Source organism: Poritiphilus flavus (assembly GCF_009901585.1).
GTDB lineage: Bacteria > Bacteroidota > Bacteroidia > Flavobacteriales > Flavobacteriaceae > Poritiphilus > Poritiphilus flavus.
This window is the reverse complement of the sequence record NZ_WXYO01000002.1, coordinates 717,111-728,577: the sequence shown is the minus strand read 5'-3', so window position 1 is coordinate 728,577 and position 11,467 is coordinate 717,111. Positions and strand designations below refer to the sequence as shown.

11 protein-coding genes are annotated in these 11,467 nt (G+C 43.9%); 9 read left to right on the top strand and 2 right to left on the bottom strand.

Translation table 11 applies throughout. The annotated features are described in order from the left end of the window. Positions 1-133: 133 nt before the first annotated feature. Positions 134-691 carry a DUF1643 domain-containing protein gene (locus GTQ38_RS06455; protein WP_161434648.1) on the bottom strand — a complete coding sequence of 186 codons (558 nt, stop codon included), beginning with the start codon at positions 689-691 and terminating at the stop codon, positions 134-136. Between the two features lie 6 nt (positions 692-697). After that, entirely contained in the window at positions 698-1,072 is a 375-nt protein-coding gene (locus GTQ38_RS06450; RefSeq protein ID WP_161434647.1) for a winged helix-turn-helix transcriptional regulator, read from the bottom strand. Positions 1,073-1,195: 123 nt separating this feature from the next. On the opposite strand from GTQ38_RS06450, the gene GTQ38_RS06445 reads away from it, so the two are divergent. The 9 genes from GTQ38_RS06445 (at position 1,196) to GTQ38_RS06405 (ending at position 11,457) form a co-directional block, all read left to right on the top strand. Further along, a complete protein-coding gene (locus GTQ38_RS06445) occupies positions 1,196-1,966 on the top strand; it encodes a type 1 glutamine amidotransferase domain-containing protein (RefSeq protein WP_161434646.1) in 771 nt (256 codons plus the stop codon). A 6-nt stretch (positions 1,967-1,972) separates the two neighbouring features. Further along, positions 1,973-2,626 (top strand): NADPH-dependent F420 reductase, encoded by a 654-nt coding sequence (locus GTQ38_RS06440; RefSeq protein ID WP_394350961.1) that lies wholly within the window; start codon positions 1,973-1,975, stop codon positions 2,624-2,626. A 955-nt stretch (positions 2,627-3,581) separates the two neighbouring features. After that, complete coding sequence (locus GTQ38_RS06435) at positions 3,582-6,791, top strand: WD40/YVTN/BNR-like repeat-containing protein (RefSeq protein ID WP_238857816.1); 3,210 nt, start codon at positions 3,582-3,584, stop codon at positions 6,789-6,791. Positions 6,792-6,828: 37 nt separating this feature from the next. Then, positions 6,829-7,530, top strand: coding sequence for a DUF2490 domain-containing protein (locus GTQ38_RS06430; protein ID WP_317169046.1), 702 nt, complete (start codon positions 6,829-6,831; stop codon positions 7,528-7,530). A 115-nt stretch (positions 7,531-7,645) separates the two neighbouring features. Beyond that, complete coding sequence (locus GTQ38_RS06425; RefSeq protein ID WP_161434644.1) at positions 7,646-8,860, top strand: bifunctional alpha/beta hydrolase/OsmC family protein; 1,215 nt, start codon at positions 7,646-7,648, stop codon at positions 8,858-8,860. Between the two features lie 77 nt (positions 8,861-8,937). Continuing rightward, on the top strand, positions 8,938-9,420 hold the full coding sequence (locus GTQ38_RS06420) for a YdeI/OmpD-associated family protein (RefSeq protein WP_161434643.1): 483 nt from the start codon (positions 8,938-8,940) through the stop codon (positions 9,418-9,420). A gap of 62 nt (positions 9,421-9,482) precedes the next feature. After that, positions 9,483-10,061 carry a superoxide dismutase family protein gene (locus GTQ38_RS06415; RefSeq protein ID WP_161434642.1) on the top strand — a complete coding sequence of 193 codons (579 nt, stop codon included), beginning with the start codon at positions 9,483-9,485 and terminating at the stop codon, positions 10,059-10,061. A gap of 65 nt (positions 10,062-10,126) precedes the next feature. Beyond that, entirely contained in the window at positions 10,127-10,663 is a 537-nt protein-coding gene (locus tag GTQ38_RS06410; RefSeq protein ID WP_161434641.1) for an RNA polymerase sigma factor, read from the top strand. Continuing rightward, positions 10,654-11,457 carry an anti-sigma factor gene (locus tag GTQ38_RS06405; protein WP_161434640.1) on the top strand — a complete coding sequence of 268 codons (804 nt, stop codon included), beginning with the start codon at positions 10,654-10,656 and terminating at the stop codon, positions 11,455-11,457. The genes GTQ38_RS06410 and GTQ38_RS06405 overlap by 10 nt, the downstream gene beginning before the upstream one ends. Positions 11,458-11,467: the final 10 nt, after the last annotated feature.

Genomic DNA, 11,467 nt, shown 5'->3' with positions numbered 1-11,467 from the left:
AATCTATTACATATTTTCCTAAAATAAAAATGGATTTTTCTTAGGCCAATACGAGAAATGGATAGTAAATCAATTGGAATATTGAGTTGATTTTGAAAAAGTCAGCAGAATTTTTAGCTATTTAAAGAATAGTCTAAACCCAAATTTTGCAAAATGAATCCTGATATCCCCACACTTGCCCGTGTTTGGGGTTTCCGCTCAAACTCAGCCGATCCACATAAAAGAGAGAATTCCCATTATTTCTCAATATGTTTTTCACCTCCTCTTTCAAAGCCTCGTATTCCTCGTAAAGTCCTTTTGGATGATTTCCCCAGGCGAGGATCACCTTGTCACAGTTTTTACTGAACTTATCAATAAAACTAAGGTTTTTATGGTCTGCTATGCCATTTCTGTGGAGTTGAAGTCGATCCGAATAGGTCTGATAAAAGGGAATCAGGTTGAGAATAGTTACCTTCCCTACATTGCGCAGTTCCTCATATCTTTCTTTATTCCTGTATATATAGCTGGCCACATTATAAACGGTTTTGTCTGAAACCTCCCTGTTCGCCCTGCTTGGATTTTTTAAGATAACACACAATTCCTCCTCCATATGTTCACAAACGGTCAGGGTCAACCAATACCGTTTGCCGGGTTGTTGATACAGTGCGATCCTGCTTACAAAATCAGGATATGTGTAAACGGGCTTCCTCATTGACGTTTAAGGCTTAGCTGTTCCCGCAGTGCCTTTCTTGAGCTCTATTCCGGCTTCTTTCATCAGTTCCAAACCAAAATTCCGAAGGGTTTCCAAAACAGGTATTACACGCTTCCCATCCTCTGTGATCGAATATTCTACTTTAGGCGGCACCACGGCATAAACCTTGCGCTTAATGAAACCGTTACCTTCCAGGTCCCTGAGTTGTGAGGTAAGCATCTTATCAGAGATATGTGGCATGCTACGTTTCAACTCACTAAAACGCATCACCTTTTTGTTCAATCTCCACAAGATCGGCATTTTCCAGGTACCCCCTATTTTATCAAGCGCGAACTCCACAGGATTGTAATACAGTTTGTTGTTGTACATAAAATCACCCATAACTTTTTGATTTACAGTATACTTTCATTTTAGTTAGTATCGTACTTAGTTGACAGTATATTGACAAAAGTAGGTAACTTCTATAATTTTAAACCATCTCTGAATTGACAAATGTAACCAGGTATGAAAAAAGAAATAATTGAGCAACAGCAATATGTACATGCACATGGTATGCCTTTGAAAGGGCGGATTTTGATGGTGGCCAGCAGTCCGTCAGTTTCTCAACAAACGGGTTGGCCAATCGGTTTTTGGGCTGCCGAACTTACTCATCCTCTACGGGTATTTCAGGAGGCGGGATACGAAGTCGATATAGCCTCAACCGAAGGCGGCGAGATCTTAATGGACGCCTGGTCAGACCCCACTGATTCCAGTGGCTATGCCGCCGACGATGTGATATCTTTGGGATATATGCAATACGATTGGTTTAGGCAACTTCTGGGAAATACCAAAAAAATAAGCCATCTGGATCCGGCGGATCACGATGCTATTTTCCTGGTTGGTGGCCAGGGACCCATGTATACCTTTAAGGACAATAAGGAGTTGCAAGAGCTTTTCGCTTCATTTTATGACTCCGGAAAACCCAGTGCAGCGGTTTGTCATTCTACAACACTGCTTTTGGAAACCAGGCGGACTGATGGAGAATTGTTGGTAAAGGGAAAGACCTGGACAGGTTTCGCCAATGCAGAAGAAGATTATGCGGACCAGGCGGTAGGACAAAAGATCCAGCCTTATCGTATTGAAGATGAAGCCAGGAAGATACGGGATACCAAATTCAAGGTAGCCGATGCCTTTTCGTCCTTTGCTATAAGGGACGGGAATCTGGTTACCGGACAACAGCAAAACTCAGGTGCCGCTGCAGCTCATATGGTCGTAGACCTTCTATCTTATCGCTGAAATCGAATTACTCAAAAAAATGTAGAATTAAAATATTGTAAGATGAATATTGCTATTGTTGGGACGGGAAATGTAGGAAGCGCCCTGGCTACCAAATGGTCCAAATCCGGGCATCATATACGTTTAGGGGTAAGGGACAAGAGTAGTTTTAAAGGAGATGAGCTGCTGGAAAACCCTAATACTGAGGTATTCGAAATTAGTCAGGCCGTGGAGCTCTCAGAGGTCATTTTGCTAGCCACTCCTGCCACAGCAGCCGTTACTGTAAGTGAGAGCCTTGGAAATACTGCAGGAAAGGTCATCATTGACGCTATGAATATTGTTATGGGGCGGGGTCCCGAGGGTTTTTCCAACACCTCGGACGCCGTTTTAGCCAGCACCAATACCAAAGAGGTGGTAAAGTGTTTTAACACCACTGGCTCTAATAATATGGAAGACCCGGTTTATCAGGGTGTTGCTACAGATATGTTTGTGTGTGGTGATAGCGCAAAGGGGAAGAAAATCGCCGCTATTCTAGCTAAGGATGCCGGATTTGGTGAATGTTATGATGTTGGGGGGAATGACAAATTTGAGCTTATGGAGCAATTCGCCTGGTTTTGGATCAATCTGGCTATTTTCCAGGGTCAGGGAAGGGAAATCGGATTTAAGTTGATGAGGCGGTAATGGGATTAAGTATAAGTTTAAGATCAAGTTTAAGTATAAGTTTAGAGGTTTTAAGTGTTGAGTTTTGAGTTTTAAGTTTTGGATAAGGAAAACTGATTACTGCTTACTGACCGGGGGTCCAAACCCCTCCCCAAATTCAAGTTAATCGGTCATACCGCATTTTAAAAGCAGAAAAGACAAAGTTCAAGTTTAAGTATAAGCTTAAGTTTAAAGGTTTTAAGTTTTGAGTGTTAAGTGAGAGGTGCCGTTCACTGTTCACTGTTTACTGATTACTGATTACTGCCAACTGCTAACTGCCAACTGCCAACTGACCTCATCCTCCGTAGCTTTAGCGAAGGAGGACTGATTACCGCCAACTGGCAACTGCCAACTGACCAGGGGTCCAGACCCCTCCCCGATATTAAGTTAATCGGTCATACCGCATTTTAAAAGCAGAAAAGACAAAGTTCAAGTTTAAGTATAAGCTTAAGTTTAAAGGTTTTAAGTTTTGAGTGTTAAGTGAGGGGTGCCGTTCACTGTTCACTGTTCACTGTTCACTGTTTACTGATTACTGCCAACTGCTAACTGGCAACCGCCAACTGCTAACTGACCAGGGGTCTAAACCCCTCCCCTATATCAAGTTAATCATTCATGCTGCAACTTAAAAGCAGAGAAATCAAAGATTAAGTATAAGTTTAAGTCTAAGTTTATAAGTTTTAAATGTTGAGTGTTAAGTGATGGGTACCGTTCACTGTTCACTGTTTACTGATTACTGATTACTGCCAACTGCTAACTGCCAACTGCCAACTGACCTCATCCTCCGTAGCTTTAGCGAAGGAGGGCTGCCAACTGAAAACCACCTTAACACCCCTTTAAGAAATCCCGTTAGGGATTTTGGTATCTTTAGGCGGCTAATTCGGAGAGGATATTTCCCTGTGTGGAATCTCAGGTCCTCTACCTCTTAAACTAATGCAACTTGAAAAAATCTCTACCGCTGCTATTCCTTATTTTTAGTTTCCTATCGCTTACTGCCCAGGACTTCAATATGAAGCTTTTACAAGACCTTAAACCCAGAAATATAGGCCCTGGCGGAATGAGTGGCCGGGTTACCGCAATAGATGTAGTTCATAAGGATCCTGACATTATTTACGCAGGTACCGCATCCGGAGGACTTTGGAAATCTACTTCCGGAGGCGTCAGTTGGAAGCCCATCTTTGATAAGGAGGTAACTGCTTCTATCGGTGCCGTGGCCATACAACAATCCAACCCTTCTGCGATCTGGGTGGGCACTGGAGAGGGTAACCCCAGGAATAGCCTAAATGGTGGTTACGGGATCTACAGATCTCTTGACGGGGGAAAGACCTGGCAATCCATGGGCCTGGAAAAGACAAGGCACATACATCGTATTATCATAGACCCGACAGACCCTCAGACCATATATGTCGGGGCTATAGGTTCCCCCTGGGGAGCGCACCCTGAGAGAGGGGTATTTAAGAGCACCGACGGTGGCGAAAACTGGGAAAAGATCCTCTTTGTTAACAACCAAAGCGGAGTAGCAGACCTGGTTATGGATCCTACCAATCCGAATAAATTGTTCGCTGCCCTATGGGAACACAAAAGGGACCCCTGGTTCTTTAAGTCCGGTGGAAAAGGCAGCGGATTATATATTACCTATGACGGGGGTAAAAATTGGAAAAAGGTTACAGAGGAAGAGGGCTTTCCTAAAGGAGAACTTGGAAGGATCGGGGTTGCAATAGCTAAAAGTAAACCCAATGTGGTCTATGCCCTTGTTGAGGCTAAGAAAAATGCCCTTTACAAATCTGTGGATGGAGGAGCTAAATGGGATAAGGTCAATGACAAGAACGATATAGGTAACCGCCCTTTTTATTACTCCGAAATCTATGTTGATCCTCAAAATGAGAATCGCCTCTACTCTATATTCACTTATGTCAATGTCTCGGAGGACGGCGGCAAAAGCTTTAAGCAACTGATGCCGGCATATAATGCCAATAACGGCGTGCATCCGGACCATCATGCCTGGTGGATACATCCTGAAAACGGACAATTTATGATAGATGGAAACGACGGTGGACTAAACATCACCAAGGACGGTGGTACTTCCTGGCGTTTCATCGGGAATTTACCGGTGGCCCAATTCTATCACATTAGTGTAGACAATGAATTCCCGTATAACGTATACGGAGGGATGCAGGACAATGGCTCCTGGAGAGGTCCGGCATATGTATGGCGCGCCCAGGGAATACGAAATAGTTATTGGCAGGAGATCGCCTTTGGCGACGGTTTTGATGTGGTCCCGGATCCGGATGATTCCCGATACGGATATGCCATGAGTCAACAGGGATTTGTCCGCCGGTACGACTGGATGACAGGGAATAATTATACCGTGAGACCCACTCCGCCGGATCGGGAGACCAAACTTCGTTTTAACTGGAATGCCGGAATTGGTCAGGATCCTTTTGACAATAGCACGGTATATTTTGGCAGCCAGTTTGTTCACAAAAGCACAGACAAGGGTCTTACCTGGACCATCATATCCCCAGACCTCACTACCAACGATCCCGAAAAGCAAAAACAAAGCGAAAGCGGTGGCCTTACCATGGATGCCACAGGCGCGGAGAACTACTGTACCATTTTGGTCATAGAACCCTCCACGGTTGAAAAGGACATGCTTTGGGTTAGTACTGATGACGGCAGAGTACATTACACCCGTGATGGTGGAGCAAACTGGACGGAGGTATCAGGGAATATTAAGGGACTGCCTGAAGGAAGCTGGATACCTCAGATCAGGGCTTCTAAAACCAATGCCGGAGAAGCACTGCTCATCGCAAATGATTACCGGAGATTTAACTACACCCCTTATGCTTATCGGACTAAGGATTACGGCAAATCATGGGAGCGCATCGTGGATGCTGAGGATGTACAAAGTTATACCTTATCCATACTGGAAGATCCTGAAAACCGGGATCTGATGTTTTTGGGTACGGACGATGGGCTTTACATATCTTTTAATGCAGGAGTAAAATGGCAAAAGTGGACCGAGGGTTTCCCTACAGTTTCTACCAAAGATCTGGCCATACATCCCAGAGAACACGATCTCATCATAGGAACTTTTGGGCGGGCAGCCTGGGTTCTCGATGATATTCGGCCACTGAGGGCGATTGCTTCGGACCAAGGGATACTGGAAAAAGATATCGCGTTGTTCTCACCACCAGTGGCTTATCAGGCAGCCTATCAACAGCCTTCCGGAAGCAGGTTCGGTGGAGATGCGCTATACAATGCGGAAAACCGTAAGTCCGGTGCCATGATCACTTATTTCCTGAAAAAGGACAACGTCCCTAAAACGAAAAAAGAGGAAAAGACTGATGAAACTACGGATACAGAAGGTGAAAAGGCTAAATCCAAAAAAACCAAAGACTCCCTTGTTTTTGAATTCTTTGATGGGGAAAGACTCATTCGAACATTGAAATACAAAACACCAAAAAAAGCAGGTTTCCATCGCATTTACTGGGAAATGGATGAAAAAGGAGCCGAAACACCATCACGTAAAATCTCTAAAAGCAAGAAAGAGCCCGGAGGCATAGATGTTAAGCCAGGTAGTTACCGGATTAAAGTCCACTACGGGGAACAGACCGATGAAACTGTAATTGAAGTCAAAACGGACCCAAGGCTAAATCCATCCATCGCGTCGATCAATGAAGTCTATGACATCGGTAAGAGGCTTCAGGACTACCAGCAAAAAGCCGCAGATGCGGTTAAGCAATTGGTTAAGAGCAAGAATATCGCTAACAAGTACGGCAAAGAACTGAAGACTTTGGATAAAGAGAAATTCAAAGATCAGATCAAAGCCTCTGAATTGATCTCCAAAAAGATTGATTCCGTAGTGGCCATTTTTGTTGGTAAAGAGGACAAAAGACAGGGAATCACAAGAAATCCTGAACCTACTGTTGTTCGAAGACTAAATACTGCCAGATTTTATGTAGCTTCAAGAAAAACCGGAATAACAGATACCGAAAGGAAGTTGATCCGATTCGCGGAAGAAGAATTAAAGGGTGCACTGAGCAAGACCAACGCTTTTTTTAATGACAGCTGGAAGGAATATCAGGAAGAAATAGAGCAACTTGAGATCTCACCTTTCAAAGAAGTAGAGGTTTTTAGTCTGGACTAAACCAAATATTTGATCTAATCAATACACCAATACTAAAGTGAAGAAAAGTATCGTTCTCTTGCTGGTCTTTTTCGGCATAAGTTCCGGAATGGCGCAAAATACGGGCGAAAATGTATGGGGAGCCTGGTATATGTACTTCGGGATGAACAGGGTCTCTGAAAAGTGGAGCATCCATACAGAAGCCCAGTTCCGTTATTACGAAACCACCGGCAATTTTAATCAGATCTTGCTGCGTACCGGGGCAAACTATCACTTAAATCCAAATGCCATTGCCACACTTGGATATGCGTTCATAGGTACAGACGGTACCTTTGAAGAACCTCCGGGTGCCATAGATTCCGAAGAACACAGGATCTTTCAACAGTTCATATTGAAAAATAAGGTTGGAGAGTTCCTGTTTGAACACCGGTATAGACTGGAACAACGTTTTATTGACTTTGGACCAAGATCTGAAACCCAGCACAGAGCTCGATATCGCTTACAGGTTACCTTACCTCTTACAGATATTTTCTTTCTTAATTTTTACGATGAAGTATTTATAAACCTGCAGGATGAGATATTCGGGCAGAACCGTTTGTACGGAGCAGTTGGTTTGAATGTGACCGAAAACAGCAGTGTTCAGATCGGGTATTTAAAAAATCACTTCAACGCGATTGACTTTGATCGTTTTCAGATAGGAATCTTTTATAACCCCGACTTAAGAGGTATCTTTAAAAAAGCTAATCCTACACCTAATTGATCCCGGGAACAGATCAACCTGGCGGTTGTCAGATCCAGGAATTATAGGTTTAGGTGAGTAGAAACCGACATGGGTTGGAATCAAGCAACAGACTATAATTAAGAACCGCTTAGGGATGAATCTTCAAAAAATACGCTTTAAGAACAAGCAAGGTCAGGAATTGGTGGGAAGATTAGAGCTTCCGGCAGATCGCCATCCTCATAATTACGCACTTTTCGCGCACTGCTTTACCTGTAACAAAAACCTGCAAGCTGTCAGGAATATTGGAAAGGCCCTTACTTCACAGGGTTTTGGGGTATTGCGTTTTGATTTTACCGGATTGGGTGAAAGTGATGGGGATTTTGCTGACACTAATTTTTCGGGAAATGTTGAAGATCTTGTAGCAGCGGCCGATTACCTCAGCGAAAATTTTGAGGCGCCATCATTATTGATCGGTCATTCCCTGGGAGGTGCAGCGGTGATCTTTGCAGCGGCTGAAATTACGTCTGTGCGAGCTCTGGCTACTATTGGAGCACCTTCTAACCCGACGCATGTTAAACACCTGCTTAGATCCGGAATAGAGCAGATCCAGGCCGAAGGGAAAGCGGTGGTGAATCTTAGTGGAAGGGATTTTACCATCAAAAAGCAGTTCCTGGACGACCTGGAAACCCAATCATTAGCAGATGTGGCTCAGAAACTAAGAAAACCATTGCTGATCATGCATTCACCGCAGGATGCGACGGTAGAGATCAAAAATGCAGAGGAGATCTATGTCGCGGCAAGGCACCCCAAAAGTTTCGTGTCCTTAGACGGTGCGGATCATCTTTTGTCTAAAAAAGAAGATTCTGCCTACGCGGGGCGAGTAATTGCCGGATGGGCACAGCGCTATTTGGAGATCACGGAAGAAGAAGCTTTGAGAACGGATCATCATGTGGTGGCCAGCTTAGATGCCGAAGACGGCTATACTACGCAAATGCGTGTGGGTAATCATTATATGACTGCCGATGAACCAACTTCCTTTGGTGGGAATGATTTTGGGCCTTCACCTTACGAGCTGGTTTCCGCCGGGCTATCCGCGTGTACTGCCATGACCATTCAGATGTATGCACGCAGAAAAGGATGGGATGTTCGCAATGTGGAAGTACATACCTCGTACGGCAAAGAACACGCACAGGATTGTGAAGCATGTGAATCTGATTCTTCCAAAATTGATACATTTAACCGGGAGATCAGATTAATTGGGGATCTCGATGACAAGCAGAAAGCGCGTATCATGGAAATTGCCGATAAATGTCCTGTACACAGAACACTGCATAGTGAGACTCAGGTGATCTCCACCTTAATAGAATGATTGAAGTTTAGGTAAAATTAAGATTAAGTATAAGTTTAAGATCAAGTTTAAGATCTAGTATTCCGTCCATTTTCTGTATGAAAAGCCATCCTTTTGAAGTTACCATTTTAGGGACACACAGCATATTGCTTCCGAAGCCTGCGGTACAACCTTTTATAGATAAAGATCAAAAGCGTGTACGTGTCGTGGCTACTTTTGAGGGGCGAAATGTTGAGATTTATGCGGCTTTGATGAAAAGACATGGCAATTACTATATCATGTTTAGCAAAAACAATCAGAAAGCCCTTGGTATTTTTCCAAACGATTATTTTGAGCTTCAGTTGTTTGAAGATACCACAAAGTATGGTGTAGAGCTATCTGAGGAGTTTGAAGCCGTCCTTTTTAGTGATCACGAAGCATATCAGGCCTTTGAATCCCTTACCGACGGAAAAAAGAGAGGGATTATTTATATGATTGCCAGGTACAAGAATTCCCAGACCAGAATTGATAAATCACTGTTGTTATGTGAAAATCTTAAACGGGGGATCCGCGACCCCAGGCTTCTGTTAAAATCATTCTGACCTAGAGTTGACTTGCCATTGAATATTGTGTAACTTTCTCGCTAAACATAAAACCTAAGAAGATGAAAAAGATAAAACTAGTGGCCCTAGGACTAGTTCTCCTGGCATCATATAACTGCAAAGAGGCCAAAAAGGAGGTCAAAGAAAATACGGAAGAGGCTGTGGAAGAGGTAAAAAAAGAGGTCGTGGTAGAGAGCGTTAAGTTCACCATGGAACCTAAAAGCGACAGCGAAGTTACAGGGGAAGTCCTCTTTACCGAGAAGGACGGTAGAGTTAAAATGGTAGCCAGATTAAGCGGACTTTCCGAAGGAGAACACGCTATTCACATACACGAAAAAGCGGATTGTTCTTCCGCAGACGGCAAATCTACGGGAGGGCATTGGAATCCAACTCATGAACCTCATGGAAAATGGGGTGCAGCAGAGGGTTACCACAAAGGAGACATAGGAAACTTTGTTGCCAATGCCGAAGGTTATGCCACAGTGGAGTTTGACACCGATCAATGGTGTATGGGATGCGATGATCCAAACAAAAACATTATTGGTAAAGCAGTAATTGTACATCAGGGGGTAGACGACTTCACCTCTCAACCCAGCGGAGCTGCCGGGGCTCGAATTAGCTGTACAGGAATAATCCAGTAATTCACCATTTCCGTATATAGCGATATACCAACTTATTTGGTAAGGTTCTCCCATAAATTCTACTTATGGAACTCGACGGATTGGTCAGACGTTTTCAGAAAAAAGATATCATAGCTTTTGAAAAGCTATACGGAATGTATTGGGACAATATCTGTGGCGTTGTTTACACCATTGTAAAGGACAGGGAAAGGGCGGAAGAGATCTCCCAGGATGTTTTTGCCAAGGCATGGAATAACTCGGAAAGCTATAATCCGGGTAAAGGACGTTTTTTTACCTGGGTCCTGAATATTGCCCGTAACGCGGCTATCGACGAACTGCGATCAAAATCCTATAAAAATCAAAAAAAGAACCTGTCCCTAAACTATTTCGTAGATATAGCTGACAAACAGGATATTTCCCGTATTTCAGATCATATAGGCCTTAAAAAACTGGTCAAAAACCTGAGCCGGAAGTGCATTGAACTAATAGAGTTATTATATTTTAAAGGATACACCCAAAAGGAAGCGTCTGAACAATTAGACATTCCACTAGGTACTGTTAAGACGAGAAACAGAAGTTGTATTTCCCAATTGCGGGAGAACATTACTTTAGAATGGACATAGAAAAGTACATAGCGTCTGGTATACTTGAGCTATACGTAGCTGGAGAACTTTCTGAAGAGGAAAACATGGAAGTATTCCGCAATGCTCAGTTATACCCAAAGATCAAGGAGGAGATCCAGGCAATTGAAGCTTCGGTCCTGGCCCTAAGTAAGACCGTTACCCCAAACATTGCCAGAAAAAAAGGTTTTGATGATCTCAAAGTTCGGATAGGTCAGAGACGGGATACCACCGTGGTACAACTTCCCAGGCCAAAACGGAATTGGAGCGCAAGAATCGGATGGGCCGCGGCCGTTTTACTGGGAGCTGGACTGAGCTGGTTCTTCTACGAGAATTCCAGGTTGCAATCAGAATTCGATGTTATTTACAAAGAGAACACCGTGCTGCGACAAGAGATCTTTGAGGCCAGGAGCTCGCTAAATAGCACAGAAGAGATCATGAACGCGTTCAGGGATAAGGACGTCATTTTCACGCCCCTCGAAGGCCAGGAAGTTGCACCTTCGTCCTACGCCAGGGTCTATTGGAGTAAAAACGAACAGAAAGTCTACATTGATGCACTTGGCCTCCCCGAACCTCCTGAAGGCAAAGTTTACCAGGTTTGGTCACTGACACTCAACCCGCTGAGCCCTACAAGCATCGGGATCCTGGATTCCTTTGCATCAGACGGAGACAAGATCTTTGAGCTGTCTAATCCCAATGAATCCCAAGCCTTTGGAATAACCCTGGAGCCTGAAGGGGGAAGTGATACTCCGACCATGGAACAATTATACACACTGGGTCAGTTAGAGGCCTCCTGAGCCAAACTTC

What these genes read in the sequence shown, in the direction of transcription:
- GTQ38_RS06405 (WP_161434640.1), top strand. Translation starts at nt 10,654, where the DNA reads ATGGACATAGAAAAGTACATAGCGTCTGGTATACTTGAGCTATACGTA.
- GTQ38_RS06420 (WP_161434643.1), top strand. Translation starts at nt 8,938, where the DNA reads ATGAAAAGCCATCCTTTTGAAGTTACCATTTTAGGGACACACAGCATA.
- GTQ38_RS06410 (WP_161434641.1), top strand. Translation starts at nt 10,127, where the DNA reads ATGGAACTCGACGGATTGGTCAGACGTTTTCAGAAAAAAGATATCATA.
- GTQ38_RS06445 (WP_161434646.1), top strand. Translation starts at nt 1,196, where the DNA reads ATGAAAAAAGAAATAATTGAGCAACAGCAATATGTACATGCACATGGT.
- GTQ38_RS06450 (WP_161434647.1), bottom strand. Translation starts at nt 1,072, where the DNA reads ATGGGTGATTTTATGTACAACAACAAACTGTATTACAATCCTGTGGAG.
- GTQ38_RS06455 (WP_161434648.1), bottom strand. Translation starts at nt 691, where the DNA reads ATGAGGAAGCCCGTTTACACATATCCTGATTTTGTAAGCAGGATCGCA.
- GTQ38_RS06415 (WP_161434642.1), top strand. Translation starts at nt 9,483, where the DNA reads ATGAAAAAGATAAAACTAGTGGCCCTAGGACTAGTTCTCCTGGCATCA.
- GTQ38_RS06425 (WP_161434644.1), top strand. Translation starts at nt 7,646, where the DNA reads ATGAATCTTCAAAAAATACGCTTTAAGAACAAGCAAGGTCAGGAATTG.